The organism is Aliibacillus thermotolerans (assembly GCF_027853235.1).
GTDB classification, from domain to species: Bacteria; Bacillota; Bacilli; order Bacillales; family Marinococcaceae; genus Aliibacillus; species Aliibacillus thermotolerans.
Genome location: NZ_WKJG01000004.1, coordinates 1 through 18286 on the forward strand (window position 1 = coordinate 1; position 18286 = coordinate 18286).

The window sequence follows — 18286 nt, forward strand, 5'->3', positions numbered from 1 at the left end:
CGGTATAGAAGATTTGCAAGTAAGTAATATGTTGAAAAACCATAAATTAGCCAAAGCTATTAGTGAAGTATCTTGGTCACAATTTAGAACGATGTTGGAATACAAAGCGAAATGGTACGGAAAGCAAGTTGTCACCGTAGCGAAAAATTTTCCATCCAGTCAGCTTTGTTCGTGCTGTGGCTACAAAAACAAAGACGTTAAAAATCTTGCATTGCGTGAATGGGAATGTCCAAATTGTCATACCCATCATGACCGAGATATTAACGCAAGTTTAAATCTTCGCAAGGAAGCCTTGCGATTAACCGTAGGAACTACGGGGATAGCCTACTAAATATTCGCTCGATAGAGCGAAGTTCGTAGGAATCTCCCACTTCTAAGCGAAGCGAAAGTGGGAGTAGTTCAATACAAATGGTATTCACAGCGATTTGGTCGTTGTTGTGTGTAAAACCGATCCATCTGCGAGCCCTGCTCATAGAGGAATAAGTCTCCTTGTCGTAGAGCGAGATACGCCAGGGTTTAAAAGAGGCGAAAAATTAAATAAAGTCTGTCTTCATAGTCAAGATACCGCAGAACTCTTTTTTGAAGACGCAAAAGTACCTGTTGATAATTTACTTGGAGAAGAAGGACGAGGTTTTTATTATTTAATGGAACAGTTGCAACAAGAGCGCCTCATCGTGGCGATTGCTACGGAAGTGTCTGCTCGTCGGGTAGTAGAGCTGACGAAAGATTATGTAAAAGAAATACGGAATTTACGTTAGTGGAACTCGAAACAGAAGTAGAAATAGGAAAAGCTTTTTTAGATCAAGTGATTTATCGCCATATGAATGGGGAAGATGTTGTGAAAGAAGTGTCCATGGCAAAATGGTGGCTTACGGATTTAACAAAAAAAGCTGTGGCAGAATGTATGAAGCTATTCGGTGGATACGGGTATATGGAAGAATATGAAATTGCAAGAAGATTTAGGGATATTCCTGTATCTACCATTTACGCTGGCTCCAATGAAATTATGAAAACAATTATTTCTAAAAAAATTGGACTTTAAAAGGGGGAATTTCCTATGATGAATGTGCAATTATCAATTGGAAGTATGCTAGAACGAGCAGAGAAGTATTTTCCAAAAAAAGAAATTGTCTCTCGAACACAGAAAAAAATTCATCGTTTGACATACGAAGAGATAGGTAGACGAACGAGACAGCTAGCTCACGCTTTAAAAGAACTTGGAGTGGCGAAAGGAGAGCGAGTGGGCACTTTTGCTTGGAATCACCATCGCCATTTGGAGGCTTATTTTGCTATTCCAGGGATTAACGCTGTCCTCCATACGATTAATATTCGCCTGTCAGCTGAACATTTAACGTATATCATTAACCATGCGGAGGATAAAGTGCTGCTCATCGATGAAGATTTACTTCCTCTCATTGAAAAAATCAAAGACGACATCCCGACAGTCAAAGCATTTATTATCATGGGAGACGGGGCACTTCCAAATACATCGCTCTCCCCTATCTATTCTTATGAAGAACTGCTGCAAGGTAAGGACGATTTTTTCAGCTTTGAGCCTGTTTCAGATGAAAACGACCCGGCAGGACTTTGCTATACTTCAGCGACGACGGGAAATCCAAAAGGAGTGCTCTATACCCATCGGTCGACAGTACTACACAGTATGGCTCTCGGCCTTGCTGATTCCATGGCAGTCTCAGAAAAAGACCGTGCAATGCCTGTTGTCCCAATGTTCCACGTGAATGCTTGGGGACTTCCGTTTGCTTCTACATGGTTTGGAACAACGCAAGTTTTCCCTGGTCCACAGTTCAATCCGAAAGTGCTAGCAGAATTGATTGAAAAAGAGAAAGTGACGCTCACTGCAGGTGTTCCGACGATTTGGCTCGGTCTTCTAAAAGAGCTGGAAGAAACATCCTATGACATTAGTAGTTTAAGAGCGGTCGTATGTGGTGGTTCAGCAGCACCAGACTTTTTAATCGAGGCGTTTGAAGAAAAATATGATGTTCCGTTCTTACATGCATACGGGATGACGGAAACGAGCCCACTTGTCACTGTCTCCTCATTGAAAAGCTATCAACAATCTATTCCTCCTAGTGAAAAACTTGAAATTAGAGCGAAACAAGGCATTGTCGTACCAGGATTGGAAGTGAAAGTTGTGAATGATAAAGGAGAAGTGAAACGTGACGGGGAGGACATGGGTGAGCTCTTAATCCGTGGACCATGGATTGCGGATAAATACTATAAAGATGAGCGATCAAAGGAAGCATTCCACAATGGTTGGCTCCATACGGGAGACGTCGCTACCATGGATGAAGAAGGATTTATTAAACTTGTGGATCGTACGAAAGATTTAATTAAGAGCGGTGGGGAATGGATTTCTTCCGTCGATTTAGAGAATGCACTGATGGCTCACGACGCTATTTTTGAAGCAGCAGTTGTCGCTATTCCACATCCAAAATGGCAAGAAAGACCCCTTGCTTGTGTCGTGTTGAAGAATCCGGATGAGAAGATAACGAAAGAAGAATTATATGATTTTCTCAAAGCCCGCTTTGCCAACTGGATGTTACCAGATGATATTCTCTTTATGGAAGAAATACCAAAAACGTCTGTTGGGAAATTTTTAAAGCGCGCATTACGCGATCAGTTGAAAGACTATTACCAATAAAGAAATGGAGTAGCTCGTTTTCATTCAAGAGGAATCATACTTTCCACCACTTGTACAAAGGAACAACCTGGAGATACTCTCTTGTATCAAGTTAAACCCTTTCAACAACGCAATTTTTAATATAGAACTGCTTTACCTCTCCTAAGTAAAACACTTCCAGCACGATTATTGATGTGGAAGTGTTTTACTTGCTCTGAGTTACACCTTTTCAGCCTTGTTTTCGATATGAAAGATATGATAGAAAGGTCGTCGTCATCGTGGTGCTTGAATTATTGTTTATTGCATTTGTTTTATTTATTGGAAGTTTCTTACAAGGTGCAAGTGGATTTGGTTTCGGGCTATTTTCCATGGCGTTTTTACCGTTCATGTTTACTTTAAAAGATAGTACGCTTTTAGTCATCTCTCTTGCATTAGTGACAGCGATAATGATTTTTGTGAAAGTACGTAAACATATCGAAATGCGTAAACTCGCTTACTTATTAAGTGCTGCCATTGTTGGAAGAATTGGCGCTTATTTTATTTTACATAACTTTGGTGAAATGGACGTTCTGAAGAAAGTATTGATTCAGCGCTGAAGAGTAAAAATTCTTCGTGATAATTTTCTACAAAGTATATCCCAAAAGATACGAAATAGGGATAATATGGTTATGTTAAACAGCTAAATTAGTATATTTTGGGGAGTTTTAAATATGGTGACAAGAAAAGAAAAAAGAGAATGTGAAAAAGATACAAATTATTTTTTCGAGCTGGAAAAAGTCAGAAAACACTTCTTTAAAAATTTAGATGATAAACTTAATGGAATAAATGATCCAAGGCATCAAAGCTATGTTACCTATAATAGTGATATCCTACTTATGATGACCATTTTAAAAAATGCCTTTGATTTAAAAAGTATGCGGAGTATGACAGATCAATTTAATAAAGACGAGTGTATCCATAATTTCCAAAAGATAGTGGGATGCAGTGAGCTGAAAGAGCTGCCACATTACGATACTATTAATGACTTTTTATCCAGACTGGAACCAACAGAACTGGAAAAAATCCGAACGTACATATAGCAATAGGTAAGGCTTTGAGGTTATCTCCACCTTTTCCCCTGCTCCACACCGTACGTGAACCTTTCAGCTCATACGGCGTTCCATCTATTTTACTTTCTAACCGATAAGTTCTAAGTTACAAACTTTTCGATATTGGTTGATTTTCTTTAACTGACCGTCCGTTATTTGTAGGTAGTTGATTAAGCCTTGTATTGTGTCTTGTCTTGTAGCATGTATTAGCATATGAATTTCTTTGCGTAGGATTCTCAGATTTCTAAATTCGTCTGTTCCTCCTAAGCTAACAGGTTTATAATGGTGACAGTGTACGAGTTCAGCAGGTAGAAATACCCCCGTGATTTCGCATTTACCATTTTTCATGCTGTATCTACTGATACGGTTATCCATATACTCGGTCGTTCGATCGGGTATATTGAATTGCATGAGCCTGTTAATTTCATATGCTACGTCTGGCTTTAATCCTTTATGAATTTTAGCCCGACCCTCTATTGTATACGGTGTAAGTTCTTGCGAGAAATTCATATTATTGGACGTTTTAATATCGGCGATAGGAAATAAATAGATTCCCGCCACCTTATGTGTCCTGTATGAATTTCTGTAGAACTTCTTATATACTTCAGAAGGTTCTTTTGGTATTTCATATTTACCTATTTGTTTTAGACGGTTATACGTGAATTTTGAAAGGGCATAGGCAATTCGTGAGAATTCTATGTTTACCGTGGTAGATTTCTTGAAATAGTTGTGTACCCCTAGCACAAAACTGTTAAATAGTCTAACGTTTTGTACTGTTGGGGAATTCCTTATTCTTTTGACATATTCTTTATATTTTTGTTTAATTTCTTGTTTCTTTTTATCTATCACACCCGTTTGTGCAACGTGTTTCTTCTTTTTCTTTTCTGCCCATATTGTAAAACCTAGAAATTCAGATTTTCTCTTTCTGAGGTTTACAATTTGTGATTTTTCAGGTGAGATGTCTAATTTTAGGCGGTCTTTTAGATACAAACGCACCGCATGATACCATTTCTGGGCTGTTTTCCAATCTCTGCACATGATTTTGAAGTCATCTGCATAGCGGACAATGTATCCTTCTTTGAGGTTGGTTTTCTTGATTGCTCTGATTTTCTTACCATTATGTGCATATTTGTATTCCGTTTTGAAATTTTCCCACTGTCCTGCTATCCATTGGTCTAGGTCATTTAGAACAATGTTCGATAATAGGGGGGAGAGAATACCGCCTTGTGGTGTTCCTTTATTAGGAACGCCTTCACCTTCAATTTCTGCCTTGAGCATTTTAGATATGATTTTCAAGACTTGTCTGTCCTGTATTCCTATATTCCAAAGTTGTTTAATTAATCGTGTGTGATTGATATTATCGAAGAATCCTTTAATATCAATATCTACAACATAGTGTAGATTTGCACGGTTAATTAAATGTTGTGTTCTTGCTATTGCATGGTGTGTAGACCTTAGTGGTCTAAAACCGTAGCTATGATTATAAAATTTAGCTTCTGCAATAGGTTCAAGCACTTGTTTGAAGCATTGTTGGATAATTCTATCTATTATACTTGGAATACCTAGTGGGCGTTTATCGCCATTAGGTTTAGGAATAAAGACACGTCTTACTTTTTTAGGTTGATAGTTTTTAAGAATACGTCTTACTTCGTTAACTATTTCTTCATCTTTCATGGATTTGATATCCTCTATTGTTTTGCCATCTGTGCCTTCTGTTTTTGAACCTTTATTAGACTTAATCGTGCGAAAAGCTAGTAGGATATTTTCTCTTGATGTGATTATGTCATATAATCTATCAAAAGATTTTCCTTCTTTTGACTTTTCGTATAAGTCCGTAAAGGTATCTGTCATGTTATAATATTCCCAATATCTCAGGTTTGTTTGCATGATGGTATCACTACCTTTCTTGTGATATTCCCATCGTCTTACCCGACCTTTGCAATTCACTATTTAGAAAATCTGTTTTACTCGTAAAATAGACTTGGGCCTGTTCCTCCGCTCTCATTACAAGAGTTTCAACGGTCGTGACCCTACTTTCACAAGGATAAATGAACTTCGGTGTTGCCCTTATATCAACCATCCGAGTGTTAGCTCTTAATGGATGTTCCTTGCTTCCCTTGTTCCTTACTCTCTAGCTGTGCATATATCCTTAGGTGTTTCCTATGAGCCTGTAAGTTATCCTGCATAGGATTACCAACATTGTCTGGTATACGATTTTCATATCGATCATTTTTACTTATCGTTAACTTACCATGCGTTTTGCATGAATGTATCTTTCGAGTACATCATTGCTTTAGACCCGTACGTTCGGAAATTCGTCAGTCCTAGTTTGGACATTCTCACCATAGATATTTTATAGCCACCCGACCTATCAGTTACCCTATATCCTGTGTAAGCCATACTTAGATAACCTTCAGCCGACTTTGCCTCGCTTAGCACCCTTCCCGTCTAACAACGTTCCACGCACCGAGGAGTATCAGTGTAGATGTTTCAAGGTGACCTGTACCTATCATTCCATCTATCGAGAGTAAAGTTAGGTTACATTTGTAACCCTCACGTTTCGTGGGTTATCCACTTATCGTGAAACAAGTCGCACGATCAAACAATTGCTTGCCAAAAGATGTTTTGATCGGTACCGGATAAACGGGAAGTACTGGGGAATCATCATTGATGGGACAGGGCTTTTTAGTTTTCAACAAAAGCATTGCGACCATTGCTTAAGACGGAATATACCGATAAAGCAACTGGTGAGAAAAAGACTGTATACATGCATCATGTACTTGAAGCCAAACTGGTAGTAGGTGACATGGTCCTAAGTATAGCTTCCGAGTTTATTGAAAACGAATCGGAGGATGTATCTAAACAAGATTGTGAACTAAAAGCATTTTATCGGTTGGCCAAAAACAAGCATTTAAGAGATTACCCATATGCATCCTAAGAGATAGTCTTTATGCCTGCGAATGCGATAAGTACGGGTGGAAGTACATGATGCGATTTAAAGAAGGTAAAATCAAAAGCGTTGCCAAAGAATTTCAAGAGATTAAGGCGATGGAAAATCTATCAGAAGACATATGCTGGGTGAACGATATTGCGTATAATCAAAGAACATTGAACATACTTGAATATCACTTCGTTAAAAATCAGGAGAAAAAGACTTTTACATTTATCACAAATATCAAGGTAACAAATCGAAATGCACGTAAACTAATTCATGCGGGGCGAAGTCGTTGGAAGATTGAAAACCAGGGCTTTAATCGTCAAAAAAAATATTCGGTATCACATTGAACATGCCAGTAGTCGCCATTATGTAGCGATGAAGAATCACTACCTTCTAACACAGATTGCAGATATTCTAATGCAGTTATTTATATTCTTTCATTGACTCAACCTTTTTTATTGATTGGAAGAGATTTAATAAAATTTACTCTTTACAGCTGCTCATAAACTTATTGTATTGATTCATGTTTCATATCGTGTTAAGATAATTGAAGGACGAATGACCGCTTTCGTTTTATGGTCAATTATGGAGGAGACCCAACCAGTGATTAGTGATAAAAAAGTTAATATTATAAATGCAGCAATAAAATCGTTTAGTCATTTTGGATATAAAGCGACTACCATGGATCAGGTCGCAAAAATAGCCAAAGTCGGTAAAGGAACCATTTACACTTACTTTTCCACAAAAGAAGAATTACTAAAGGTAATCATTCATAAAATGGCTGTCGAAATGAGAAAAATAGCAACAGAAGCTGTTACCACCGGTGATGATTTTGTTGCAAATTTTAATGCAGTTTTGCATGCTGTTACCCAATTTCAGGAAGAACATGAACTGATTATTAAATTGTCACAGGAAGTAAAGGAAATTGGCACACCTGAAGTAATAGAAGCACTGCAGGATTTTGAAAACGAAATTTGTGCATTTATTGAGATGAAAATTAATTTGGCAATAGAGCGTGGAGAGTTAAAGGAATGTAATCCGAAAATCACCGCTTTTCTAATGTATAAAATGTACATTAACTTGGTTAATGATTGGAAAGAACGTTATGACTCTTTGGATAAAGACGAGATCGCATCTCTAATTAATTTATATTTTATTCATGGAATAGGTAGCGAAGAATAAAGTTACCTTATTATTTTTTGTGCAATCGACCAAAATACTATTTTAGTCATATGGATATTTTTAGATGTATGGATGGATGATGTTATGAAAAATGTTTGGAGTATCTTTAAGCAGGATTTAAAAAATATACGCAGGGTGCCTTTTGTAGGTATCCTCCTCCTCGGTCTGGCTGTATTACCTGCGTTATATGCGTGGTTTAATTTGGGTTCTGCCTGGGATCCTTATGCGAATACAGAAGGAATACAAATTGCTGTAGTGAATGAAGATGAAGGTGCGGAAGTAGAAGGAGAGTATATTAATATTGGCAAACAACTGGTCAAAAATCTGGAGGACAATGAGGAGTTGGGTTGGGAAATAAGTTCAAGACAAGAGGCAGAGGATGGAGTTAAGCATGGTGATTACTATGCGGCCATTTACATTAATCGTACATTTTCGGAGGATTTGACCCAGGTAATAAATGGAGGAGAGCCTCTTAAACCGGAAGTTTTGTATCAGGTAAATGAAAAGGTAAATGCTATTGCTCCCAAGATGACTTCTGCCGGAGCTACAGCAATTGTAACTGAAATAAATGAGCAGTTTATAGAAGAAACATCGAAAGCTCTATTTAAAGAATTTAATAGGTTAGGCATCCGGCTGGAAGAAGAACTTCCGACGATGCGGAAGATTAAGCAGGTTGTTTATGAACTGGAGAAACGTTTCCCGGAAATAAACAGTTTTGCCGAAATTTTAATTGAGGTGGAGGAAAACTGGGGAAAAATTGACAGCAGTATTGAGCAATTTTTAGGATTAGAAGAATATTTTCCTGCAATTCATAGTAGTGCTGAATTAATATTGCGCCTGGATGAACAATTTCCTTATATTAATCAGTTGGGTGAAGAAGTTTTAAAGCTCGAGCAAACTATTCCGGAGCTGGAGCAGGCCATTGAAAATGTAAATGGCCTTGGAGAAAGCTTTTCCGATGTTGCCGACCGCCTGGAGTGGGCATTGATGCAAGCCCAATCTGCACAAGCCACAATTATTGATTTACAAGAAACTGTTCCGGTTTTGATTGATAAAAGAGGTGCTGCAGAGGAATATGTGGAATTTCTTCAGGAATTTTCCAGAGAAGTGGAAGATTCTATAGATTCAGTGAGTGATATCATCCTGCAGCAGCTTTATTTTATTCATCAGTCGGCATCCACAGTTGATCAAACCCTCGCTTTAATAGACGATGTGGAATCCACTGATGAGGTGGAGGAAGTTTTAAGGCATGTAAATGAACAATTATTATCCAGTATGGATGTCATAGATAACACGATTAAACTGTATACCATGCTATATGAAGCTACGCAGGATGACAACATTCCTACAATGATTAATCAACTGACTACGCTGCAGAATGTGTTGAAATCACTTCAGCAGGAAATGGATCATCTCCTGGAGCTACTGGAACAAGAAGAAGAGCTGGATATGAAAAAAGTAGAGGAAGTCCGCCAAAAAGCACAGGAAGTAGAAGCATCTTCCAATCATATTGCAAGCTTGTTAAAAAATGAATGGGCAGATAGTGTGAAAAATGCTTATGCAATGTTATTAAATGATTTAACTCATTCGAAAGCTGACGTCGAAAATGCCTATCATGAGCTGGATACTATAGGTGAAATGCTTGACCAGGCAGAAGAAGTGACAATGACAGGTGAGGAGATATTGCAGGAATTACTGAATACGTTACCTGATGTGGAAGACAGGGTGGCTCAACTTGAACAAAAGATACAGAATGGTTTTCCAAAAGTTATCCATATAATAGAAACGTCTGCAAGATTTATAAAAGAAGATTTGCCTCTAATAGAAAGCCGTGTGAATCATATGGCGGGGATCATAGAAAATGACCTTCCGGATGCGGAGCAGAAGTATGTGAAATTGGCAGGAATTTTAAAGGAAAAAGTACCGGAAGTAAAAGCATCATTAAGTGAAATAAATGACTTTAGTCGTACGTATCTTCCGGAATTTGAAGAAGCAATTTATGATACGGCAGATCAATTAAGAGAAATGGAAGAAGAGGACCGGATTGCCGAATTAATATCTGTCCTGCGAAATGACTTGGAAGAAGAAAGTGATTTTTTTGCCAGTCCAGTTGATTTAAAAGAAGAAAAGTTATTTCATATACCGAATTACGGTTCAGCCAATGCACCTTTCTACACTGTTCTAAGTATTTGGGTTGGGGCATTATTGTTATCCAATTTATTGACAACCAATCTTCATCCGGCAGACAGGAGGGAAGGTTACACTTTAAGGCAAATTTATTTTGGTAAAATGATTTTATTTTTGATTGTAGGGGTATTGCAGGGGGTAATTGTCAGTACTGGTAATTTACATTTACTTGGCATTTATGCTGCTCACCCTTTTTTACTCGTTATATTTTCCGTTATTATTGCAGTCATCTTTATGACTATCGTTTATACCCTTGTATCGATCCTGGGGAATATAGGAAAAGCATTGGCGATTGTGCTGCTTGTCCTTCAATTATCAAGTAGCGGCGGAACCTTCCCGATCGATGTGGCACCACCATTCTTTCAGGCAATTCACCCATTTATGCCGTTCACATATGCTATAGACCTGTTAAGGGAGGCGATTGGTGGTGTAATTCCATGGCTTGTATGGAAAAATATCGGTTTGCTTGTTGTATTTTGGTTCTTTGCTTTTATTGTTGGTGTACTGTTAAAACCAATTCTATCAGACAAAATTGAAAAATCGTACCAAAAATCCAAGTCAAGCAGGCTCATTGATTAGAAAATTGGTGAATAAAAGGTGTTATACGCTTAGTGAAACTAACGCATTAATGCATGCGTTAGTTTCATTTGTATTTAAGCGTGAAAAATTTGAGCTTCCTCGAATCAACTTTTCAGTTAAACTTTATAATTTTTTAACAATTACCGGGTCCCATTATCGTGGTGGCAGTAAGTATTCTGCTTGTTTCACAATTCAATTTGGAAAAGTTTGGCCTGTCTATTGTAGGGGAGGTTCCTCAAGGGTTGCCGGTGCTTTCCATCCCGACGTTCAGCATGAATGCAGTCATTGCATTGCTGCCGATTGCTTGAACCATATCATTTGTTGGTTTCATGGAATCTATTGCCATGGGAAAAGCAATAGCCGCTAAAGAAAAATACAAGATTGAACCGAATAAAGAGCTGGTTGGTCTGGGACTTGCCAATATAGGGGGATCTTTCTTTTCAGTCTATCCGGTGACCGGAGGATTTTCCCGCTCTGTAGTAAATTACGAATCAGGGGCAAGAACGCCGCTTGCTTCCATTATTACAGCAGTACTGATCATTCTGACTCTCTTATTCTTTATTGATTTCTGTCAACGGAGATACCTGCGGTCAGCGATAATCAATAAAAAGAAAAAACACACTTGGCGAAATACCCTTATCGGTATAAAATGATGTTAGCCAAGGAACGGAAGGCAGATGAGTACTTGATCCAAAAACAAAGTACGGGGTGTTTGAATGAGTTCTCTTTCATTTCGCTTATTGTAGGCAATGACTGATTGGTGCTTGGGGCGATTATTTTAAGGGATTATTAATCAAATGATACATTCGATGAAGGTGTACAAAAATCGCATTAACCATCTCGAGAAAAACTTGACGCACACATTTGCAAAAATCTGCTTGCACAATGACGGATAATCATGTATAATGTCAAATGTCAGTAAAGGAGATAATCAAGTGGCCCGTTGGTCAAGTGGTTAAGACACCGCCCTTTCACGGCGGTAACAGGGGTTCGAATCCCCTACGGGTCACCATTTATTTTGTTATATTTATTGACATTCTTTTTACATTCACGTATAATATTTAAGTGTTGATTTTTGTATAGATCGCTACGACGTTAGCAAGGGGAGGGGTAGCGAAGTTGGCCAAACGCGGCAGACTGTAAATCTGCTCCCTTTGGGTTCGGCGGTTCGAGTCCGTCCCCCTCCACCATGAATGATATGATGAGCCATTAGCTCAGTTGGCAGAGCATCTGACTTTTAATCAGAGGGTCGGAGGTTCGAATCCTCCATGGCTCACCATTTTTTCTGCGGGTGTAGTTTAGTGGTAAAACCTCAGCCTTCCAAGCTGATGTCGTGGGTTCGATTCCCATCACCCGCTCCATTTTATTTTCTGTACATAGAGAAGGGGCCTTAGCTCAGCTGGGAGAGCGCCTGCTTTGCACGCAGGAGGTCAGCGGTTCGATCCCGCTAGGCTCCACCAATCATCCATCAAGTGACCAACCGCCTCGTAACTTTTTTAAAGTTATAGGCGGTTTTTTCTTTCATAAACATTAGTTAAGTGCTTCTTTCCTCCTCTTCACCTTGACGAAGAGGATAATTCAAAGAACGAGGTTACTTGCTGATAGATGGAAACGAGTTCGTATAAAATAATAAGTTCGGGAGGAAAATGCGTCGGAAAGCGCTCTTGATTAGTCATCATTTCTTCGTCTCCTTCCCAAAACAAATCCATCAGTTCCGTTATCTTTTCGTTGTGCGCCATCGATTCCACATCGCTTTCTGTTTGCAGAGAAGAGGCGATTTGTTCAACAGCCTCGAAAATTTTTTCTCGTTCAGTCGCTGTCCAAGTGATTGTTTCCAGTGGAGTATTGACAACGTTATTAAGGTGGTAATGGATGAGACGTAAATGGCTGAGTTGCTGATCCATTTTATCAAGGGATTGCTTTTTGCTTTTGATTAAAGGATGAAATTTGCTTTCATCTTTTTGGAAGCGTAAAAATGTTTCTGTTTGTTGGATCGTTTTATCTAGTTGCTCCAGTAAAACTTTTTCTTCATGATGATCTTCTTTTTGTTCTCTCAAAATGCCGCGAAACACCTTTTCTACTGCTTTTCCAGTATGTTTGGATAGGCGTCGGATATTTTGGACAATCTCTTTTGTGTAATTAGGTGGAAGAATAAACATATTCACAACTGTTGATACGAGAAGACCAATTGTTGTAGTTCCCAGTCGAATAAAAAAAGCAATCATGTAATTGTCATGGATGACTTCGACCATGGCGACCGATGTTAAGGTGGCAACTAGTAGCCCCGCGTGCAAATGAAGGCGGTAACAAGTAATAATGGTAAGAATCGCCGCTAACGTATAAGTTAATGGGGAATGTCCAAATAATGAAATAAATAACACAGCATAAAAAGAACCAATCGCGGAGGCAGGGAAGCGCACGATTCCTTTTTTAATGGAATCTGATACAGTTGGTTCTATGGTGACAATGGCTGTGATCACCGCAAATACTGGCGGCCATCCAATCAATTCACATATTGTTGCTGTAAGAAAAATAGCAACTCCAGTTTTGAGTACTCGACCACCCGCAACTTGAAATTTTCTCATTTTTATTCCTCACATTAGCACGATGTATTCCCTTTTTAATATAAGTCATGATGAATAAGAGAGCAAATAAACGATGAATCAAACGTTTGATGAACATTCCATTCGTTGTGGATAATTTTTTCAAAAAAGAGTAACAAATGAAGGAAATAGACGACTTGTTAGTGGATGTCTGAAACGCCATGGAAATGGCTAGGATAGAAACATTAGGTATCCAAGAAGAATATAATCCATCTCACGAGCGACAGACAAGTTGTGATATAATAACGTGAGAGTCTGACTTGGGGGAAGAGCCATGTTTCCTAGAGAGGATATTGACATATTGAACATCGTAGGAACTGTAGTCGACATTGCATTAGTCGCCTACGTTATATATAAATTAATTACAGTAATTCGTGGAACCAGAGCGGTTCAATTGTTAAAAGGAATTACTGTCATTTTAATTGTTTGGTTTTTAAGTAGCTTTTTTGGTTTGCGGACTTTACAATGGTTAATGTCACAAACCGTGACGTACGGTTTACTTGCGATTATTATTATTTTCCAGCCAGAGTTGCGCCGAGCGCTAGAACAATTAGGGAGAGGGCGTTTTTTTACCCGTTCTACCACAGTTGAAGAAAAAAATACGGTTCAGATGATAGAAGCAATGATGAAAGCAGTCAAATATATGGCAAAACGGCGAATAGGGGCCCTTATTTCTATTGAAAAGGAAACAGGGATGAATGACTACGTGGAGACTGGTATTCAGATGAATGCGAAAGTATCTACTGAGCTGTTAATTAATATTTTCATTCCAAACACTCCCCTTCATGACGGTGCAGTCATTATGAGAAACAATCAAATTACTGCCGCAGCTTGTTATTTGCCTTTATCAGAAAATCCTTTCATTTCTAAAGAATTAGGAACAAGACATAGAGCGGCGCTTGGGATCAGTGAAGTGACGGACAGTTTAACGATTGTGATTTCGGAAGAGACAGGTAATATTTCTGTCGCGAAAAATGGGGATCTTCATCGGGCCATTGATGAAGAGACACTCAAGGCGATGCTGGAAAAAGAACTTCTCGGCGATTTGAAGTCATCTTCCACCCGTTGGCAATGGGGAGGTTCGAGAAATGGATAAACTGTTTAGCAGTCACTGGTTTGTGAAGTTTGTGTCTGTTGTGATCGCCGTGATGCTGTATATGATGGTGAACACGAATAGCCTGAGTAATCAGCCTAGCATGTTTAGCAATCAAGAGGAAAGTACACATACGCTCACCGATGTGGAAGTAGAAGTGATTTATGATGATGAACAATATGCAGTCGTAAATATGGAGGAGACGGTGAATGTCAAGTTGACTGGAACACAGACATCAATTATGTTATTTCAGCTGTCTAGGCCGTCATATGAAGTATATGTTGATTTAGAAGACCGAGGTGAGGGTGTCCATAATGTTCCCATTGAGCATCGGAATTTTCCTACAGATTTGCAAGTCTCCATTACACCCAGCTATATGAGCGTTGAATTACAAGAACTGGAAGAAGTTTCTTATTCCGTAGAAACGGAATTGAAAAATAGAAAAGAAGCAGCGGATGGTTATACTTTTGGGACTCCAAAAACAGAACCAAGTGAAGTAGTCGTAACCGCTCCGCGAGCAGTGCATCAGCAAATGGGATCTGTGAAGGCTTTTGTGGATGTAGCAGGAGTGGATGAACGTATCGAAACAGAAGCAGAGGTGTTCGCCTACGACAAAAACGGGACGTTACTAGAGTATCCGATTGAACCGGAAACGGTTCAAGTAACGGTACCAGTAACGGAGCCATTTAAAAAAGTTCCGATTAATTTATCGAGAGAAGGCAATTTGCCGAATGACTTAAGTATTACCTCTTTAAATATGAACCCAACGGAAGTGACCGTTTACGGGGATCTGGATATTCTTGAAGACATTCATGCGGTGGAAGCAGTCATTGATGTCACTGAAATAGATAATGATGACGTGATTGAATTAAATGTGAATCCACCGGAAGGAGTAACGCGCATTCATCCAGAAACAGTAGAGGTGGAAATAGAAGTTGGTGAAAGAGATAGTCTCACGATAGAGGACGTGCCTATTACGTTGGAAAACGTACCTGAACACTATTCCGTAAAATGGACAAACCCGGAGAATGGACGTATGGACATGATTGTACATGGTGCAAAAAATATTCTTGATAGTTTAGATCTTGATGAAATTAGTCTTTTTGTTGATTGGGAAGACCGAGACAGCGAAGGAGATGAAGAAACATTTCCTGTACGTGCTCGCGGTCCCGCAGAAATAAGAATAGAGCCAGAAATGGAACACATTCAATTAACATGGATAACAGAAGAATAAAACAATAAAAGAACACGCTAAGCTGAAACGATAGATAGATACGTCTTGTTGAAGTAAGGAGAGATCGATGATGGGTAAATATTTTGGTACCGATGGAATTCGCGGTATTGCAAACAAAGAATTAACACCAGAGCTTGCGTTCCGTGTAGGTCGTGCAGGAGGTTACGTTCTCACAAAAGATGTAGAGAAACCAAAAATATTAGTCGGACGAGACACACGTATTTCTGGTGAAATGTTAGAAGGGGCTCTCGTTAGTGGGTTATTGTCCGTTGGAGTGGAAGTGATGCGTCTCGGAGTCATATCGACGCCAGGAGTTTCGTATTTAACAAAAGCGTTAAGTGCTCAAGCAGGAATTATGATTTCCGCTTCTCATAATCCAGTAGAAGATAACGGAATCAAATTTTTCCATTCAGATGGGTACAAGCTGTCAGAAGAACAAGAGGAACAAATAGAAAAGATCATGGAAGAAGATAGCATACCACGTCCTACTGGAGCAGGAATTGGAGTGGTGAACGATTATTTTGAAGGTGGACAAAAGTATCTCCAATTTTTAAAGCAAACAGTCAATGAAGACTTTTCTGGTCTTCACATTGTGCTTGATTGTGCGAATGGCGCAGCTTCTTCCCTCGCTCCGCATCTCTTTGCCGATTTAGACGCCGATATTTCTACGATTGGATGTAATCCGAACGGTGTGAACATCAATGATGGTGTCGGTTCAACGCATCCGGAGGCTCTTATGGCTGCGGTAAAGGAAAAAGAAGCAGACGTCGGTCTTGCTTTTGATGGGGATGCCGACCGCTTAATTGCAGTAGATGAAAAAGGGCAGCTCATTGACGGCGATAAGATTATGTACATTTGTGCAAAGTATTTAAAAGAAGAAGGACTCCTTGCCCACCAAACGGTAGTTACAACCGTGATGAGCAACTTAGGACTTTATAAAGCGTTAGAAAAAATTGGCATTGAAACGAAAAAAACTGCTGTCGGTGACCGTTATGTGATGGAAGAGATGCGTCAAGGCGGTTACACGTTAGGCGGTGAACAATCCGGTCACATCATTTTCTTCGATCACGTTCGCACCGGAGATGGAATGCTTACCGCTCTCCAACTCGTCGATATTATGAAACAATCTGGAAAGACTTTATCTGAATTAGCAAGCGAGATGGAGAAGTATCCACAAAAACTCGTAAATGTTCGCGTGACCAACAAGAATGAGATTCATACAAATTCGTTCATAGCCGAAGCAATTGAACAAGCGGAAAAAGAAATGGATGGTCGCGGTCGCATTCTCGTTCGTCCTTCCGGCACAGAACCAGTGATTCGTGTAATGGTAGAAGCGGAAACAGAAGACATTTGTCACAAATATGTCCAAAAAATTGCCGCTGTCGTGGAAGAGCAAATGGGTACGAAGAAAGAAGATGTATAATGAAAGAGTCAGAGATAAAACTCCAGTAATCAAAAGAGTGGTACTCACTCTCTTTTTTGCGCAAACGTGATGAGACCAATTCTTCATCACGTAGATGAAAAAAGTGTCGCATGAGGCGTTCATACGACACTTTTTTCGTATAATCTGAACAGGAATGGTCGTAAGAGGATTGAAATTGGAAATAAATGGTTGATCGGAGCATTTTTATGCTTCATGCGACGAATAACACTTAAAAAATAAGATGAATCGTTCCATGGACGTTTCATTTTGTAAAACACTGGTCAAATGGTCGTATGAAAGTTAAAATTGGAAGAAATGAGGATAAAAACAAGTCGCAACACGTTTCATACGACCTTTTATTACGAGAATGGTGCAATGAAGTGTCGTATAAAAGATTTATGCGACGAAATATCGCATAAAATTCCTACTGGATGGTCTCATGACATTTTGCATCGGGGATCCTTCCAGTGCATCCTGCTTACCACCTGCGGATAGAGTGTTCGTGCTTTTGGAGTAAATAAATGAAAACCCTACAAAAAGAGGCTGGAAATCGGTCGTATGAACTATCCATGGAACCATTTTTTCATATCGTCGCATGGACAATAAAATGGAATGAATTAGGGAGGTTAAGGGCGGAATTTTCATTCATAGGACCATGATTTGAGTAAAAATAAACGAGGCTGTCTAATAAATCCTGAAAAATAAATCGAGAGTTCCTTTCAACAATCATTTAGCGCTGAAACGGTGCCATACATCGTGCATGGATTGCTTTCACAATGGTGTTTGGATTGAAACCGTCCCATGATCCATTCATAGCTTGTTTCCACAAACTATTTTTGAATGAAACGGTGTTATGAGCCATTCATGGCCTGCTTCCATTAGCTATTTTTATATGAAACGATGGCATGACCCATCCATGGCTTGCTTCCACAAACAATACTTTGATGAAACAATGGCATGACGATCCATGACTTACTTCCATCAACAATTTGGTGTTGGAAACATGCCATGATTCGGCCAAGAGGCGTTTCCAGAAGCAATTTTTGATGAAGCGGTAACAAAAAATTGTCCAAAAAGTCACCAATCATGACTTTTTGGACAGCTCCATCTTTTTTTACAGGACTTCTGTCAAAGTGTCGCATGAAGGAGGAAATGAAAATAACTAGATGATACAAAGGTGAAATATTGCTTCATACGACTCATTTTCAGCAAAAAAGAAAAATAGACGTCTCATGAACGCTTCATGGGACGTCTATTTACATCAAATTCCTGAAAAAGTGCCGCATGACGGCTTCATCTGATTTATTACTTGCTCAGC

General features: G+C 39.1%; 14 protein-coding genes, 5 tRNA genes and 2 pseudogenes. 17 read left to right on the plus strand and 4 right to left on the minus strand.

Features of this window, described 5'->3' with window-relative positions:
• The 5 genes and pseudogenes from GJS40_RS00045 to GJS40_RS00065 all read left to right on the plus strand — a co-directional run.
• Nucleotides 1-331 (plus strand): RNA-guided endonuclease TnpB family protein (locus GJS40_RS00045; RefSeq protein WP_270895186.1); only part of this gene is annotated, 331 nt, incomplete at its 5' end.
• Between the two features lie 67 nt (nucleotides 332-398).
• A pseudogene (locus GJS40_RS00050) lies at nucleotides 399-1042 on the plus strand (acyl-CoA dehydrogenase family protein); the annotation flags it as partial.
• Nucleotides 1043-1057: 15 nt separating this feature from the next.
• A complete protein-coding gene (locus tag GJS40_RS00055) occupies nucleotides 1058-2662 on the plus strand; it encodes a long-chain fatty acid--CoA ligase (RefSeq protein WP_270895188.1) in 1605 nt (534 codons plus the stop codon).
• Nucleotides 2663-2919: 257 nt separating this feature from the next.
• Nucleotides 2920-3237 carry a TSUP family transporter gene (locus tag GJS40_RS00060; protein ID WP_270895190.1) on the plus strand — a complete coding sequence of 106 codons (318 nt, stop codon included), beginning with the start codon at nucleotides 2920-2922 and terminating at the stop codon, nucleotides 3235-3237.
• 114 nt (nucleotides 3238-3351) lie between these two features.
• Nucleotides 3352-3720 (plus strand): transposase family protein, encoded by a 369-nt coding sequence (locus tag GJS40_RS00065; protein WP_270895191.1) that lies wholly within the window; start codon nucleotides 3352-3354, stop codon nucleotides 3718-3720.
• 96 nt (nucleotides 3721-3816) lie between these two features.
• Here the strand turns inward: GJS40_RS00065 and ltrA are convergent, their stop codons facing one another.
• Nucleotides 3817-5616, minus strand: a complete 1800-nt coding sequence (gene ltrA, locus GJS40_RS00070; protein ID WP_270895192.1) for a group II intron reverse transcriptase/maturase — start codon at nucleotides 5614-5616, stop codon at nucleotides 3817-3819.
• Nucleotides 5617-6717: 1101 nt separating this feature from the next.
• Here ltrA and GJS40_RS00075 point away from each other — a divergent pair.
• The 9 genes and pseudogenes from GJS40_RS00075 to GJS40_RS00115 all read left to right on the plus strand — a co-directional run bounded on the left by GJS40_RS00075 (nucleotide 6718) and on the right by GJS40_RS00115 (nucleotide 12075).
• Nucleotides 6718-7014 (plus strand): hypothetical protein, encoded by a 297-nt coding sequence (locus GJS40_RS00075; protein ID WP_270895194.1) that lies wholly within the window; start codon nucleotides 6718-6720, stop codon nucleotides 7012-7014.
• A 256-nt stretch (nucleotides 7015-7270) separates the two neighbouring features.
• On the plus strand, nucleotides 7271-7849 hold the full coding sequence (locus GJS40_RS00080) for a TetR/AcrR family transcriptional regulator (RefSeq protein WP_270895196.1): 579 nt from the start codon (nucleotides 7271-7273) through the stop codon (nucleotides 7847-7849).
• 84 nt (nucleotides 7850-7933) lie between these two features.
• Complete coding sequence (locus tag GJS40_RS00085; protein ID WP_270895198.1) at nucleotides 7934-10615, plus strand: YhgE/Pip domain-containing protein; 2682 nt, start codon at nucleotides 7934-7936, stop codon at nucleotides 10613-10615.
• A gap of 152 nt (nucleotides 10616-10767) precedes the next feature.
• Nucleotides 10768-11268: pseudogene (locus tag GJS40_RS00090) on the plus strand (SulP family inorganic anion transporter).
• Nucleotides 11269-11552: 284 nt separating this feature from the next.
• Nucleotides 11553-11627, plus strand: a tRNA-Glu gene (locus GJS40_RS00095).
• Between the two features lie 92 nt (nucleotides 11628-11719).
• Nucleotides 11720-11805 (plus strand) — tRNA-Tyr (locus GJS40_RS00100).
• Between the two features lie 13 nt (nucleotides 11806-11818).
• Nucleotides 11819-11894, plus strand: a tRNA-Lys gene (locus GJS40_RS00105).
• A gap of 8 nt (nucleotides 11895-11902) precedes the next feature.
• A tRNA-Gly gene (locus GJS40_RS00110) sits at nucleotides 11903-11976 on the plus strand.
• 23 nt (nucleotides 11977-11999) lie between these two features.
• Nucleotides 12000-12075, plus strand: a tRNA-Ala gene (locus GJS40_RS00115).
• Between the two features lie 96 nt (nucleotides 12076-12171).
• Here GJS40_RS00115 and GJS40_RS00120 read toward each other — a convergent pair.
• Nucleotides 12172-13200, minus strand: a complete 1029-nt coding sequence (locus GJS40_RS00120) for an aromatic acid exporter family protein (RefSeq protein ID WP_270895199.1) — start codon at nucleotides 13198-13200, stop codon at nucleotides 12172-12174.
• A gap of 292 nt (nucleotides 13201-13492) precedes the next feature.
• On the opposite strand from GJS40_RS00120, the gene cdaA reads away from it, so the two are divergent.
• The 3 genes from cdaA (at nucleotide 13493) to glmM (ending at nucleotide 16968) form a co-directional block, all read left to right on the plus strand.
• Nucleotides 13493-14314, plus strand: coding sequence for a diadenylate cyclase CdaA (cdaA, locus tag GJS40_RS00125; RefSeq protein WP_270895201.1), 822 nt, complete (start codon nucleotides 13493-13495; stop codon nucleotides 14312-14314).
• On the plus strand, nucleotides 14307-15545 hold the full coding sequence (locus tag GJS40_RS00130) for a CdaR family protein (protein WP_270895203.1): 1239 nt from the start codon (nucleotides 14307-14309) through the stop codon (nucleotides 15543-15545). Before cdaA ends, GJS40_RS00130 begins: the two co-directional genes overlap by 8 nt.
• 70 nt (nucleotides 15546-15615) lie before the next feature.
• On the plus strand, nucleotides 15616-16968 hold the full coding sequence (gene glmM, locus GJS40_RS00135) for a phosphoglucosamine mutase (protein WP_270895205.1): 1353 nt from the start codon (nucleotides 15616-15618) through the stop codon (nucleotides 16966-16968).
• Between the two features lie 730 nt (nucleotides 16969-17698).
• On the opposite strand, the gene GJS40_RS00140 is transcribed toward glmM, so the two are convergent.
• Together GJS40_RS00140 and GJS40_RS00145 are read right to left on the minus strand one after the other, a co-directional pair.
• Nucleotides 17699-17830 carry a hypothetical protein gene (locus GJS40_RS00140; protein WP_270895207.1) on the minus strand — a complete coding sequence of 44 codons (132 nt, stop codon included), beginning with the start codon at nucleotides 17828-17830 and terminating at the stop codon, nucleotides 17699-17701.
• Between the two features lie 16 nt (nucleotides 17831-17846).
• Nucleotides 17847-18056 (minus strand): hypothetical protein, encoded by a 210-nt coding sequence (locus GJS40_RS00145; RefSeq protein ID WP_270895208.1) that lies wholly within the window; start codon nucleotides 18054-18056, stop codon nucleotides 17847-17849.
• Nucleotides 18057-18286: the final 230 nt, after the last annotated feature.

Excerpts from the sequence above, each read along its gene's own strand:
- GJS40_RS00055 (WP_270895188.1), top strand. The coding sequence starts at position 1,058 with ATGATGAATGTGCAATTATCAATTGGAAGTATGCTAGAACGAGCAGAG.
- GJS40_RS00065 (WP_270895191.1), top strand. The coding sequence starts at position 3,352 with ATGGTGACAAGAAAAGAAAAAAGAGAATGTGAAAAAGATACAAATTAT.
- ltrA (WP_270895192.1), bottom strand. The coding sequence starts at position 5,616 with ATGCAAACAAACCTGAGATATTGGGAATATTATAACATGACAGATACC.
- GJS40_RS00075 (WP_270895194.1), top strand. The coding sequence starts at position 6,718 with ATGCGATTTAAAGAAGGTAAAATCAAAAGCGTTGCCAAAGAATTTCAA.
- GJS40_RS00085 (WP_270895198.1), top strand. The coding sequence starts at position 7,934 with ATGAAAAATGTTTGGAGTATCTTTAAGCAGGATTTAAAAAATATACGC.
- GJS40_RS00120 (WP_270895199.1), bottom strand. The coding sequence starts at position 13,200 with ATGAGAAAATTTCAAGTTGCGGGTGGTCGAGTACTCAAAACTGGAGTT.
- cdaA (WP_270895201.1), top strand. The coding sequence starts at position 13,493 with ATGTTTCCTAGAGAGGATATTGACATATTGAACATCGTAGGAACTGTA.
- GJS40_RS00130 (WP_270895203.1), top strand. The coding sequence starts at position 14,307 with ATGGATAAACTGTTTAGCAGTCACTGGTTTGTGAAGTTTGTGTCTGTT.
- glmM (WP_270895205.1), top strand. The coding sequence starts at position 15,616 with ATGGGTAAATATTTTGGTACCGATGGAATTCGCGGTATTGCAAACAAA.
- GJS40_RS00140 (WP_270895207.1), bottom strand. The coding sequence starts at position 17,830 with ATGGCTCATAACACCGTTTCATTCAAAAATAGTTTGTGGAAACAAGCT.
- GJS40_RS00145 (WP_270895208.1), bottom strand. The coding sequence starts at position 18,056 with ATGATTGGTGACTTTTTGGACAATTTTTTGTTACCGCTTCATCAAAAA.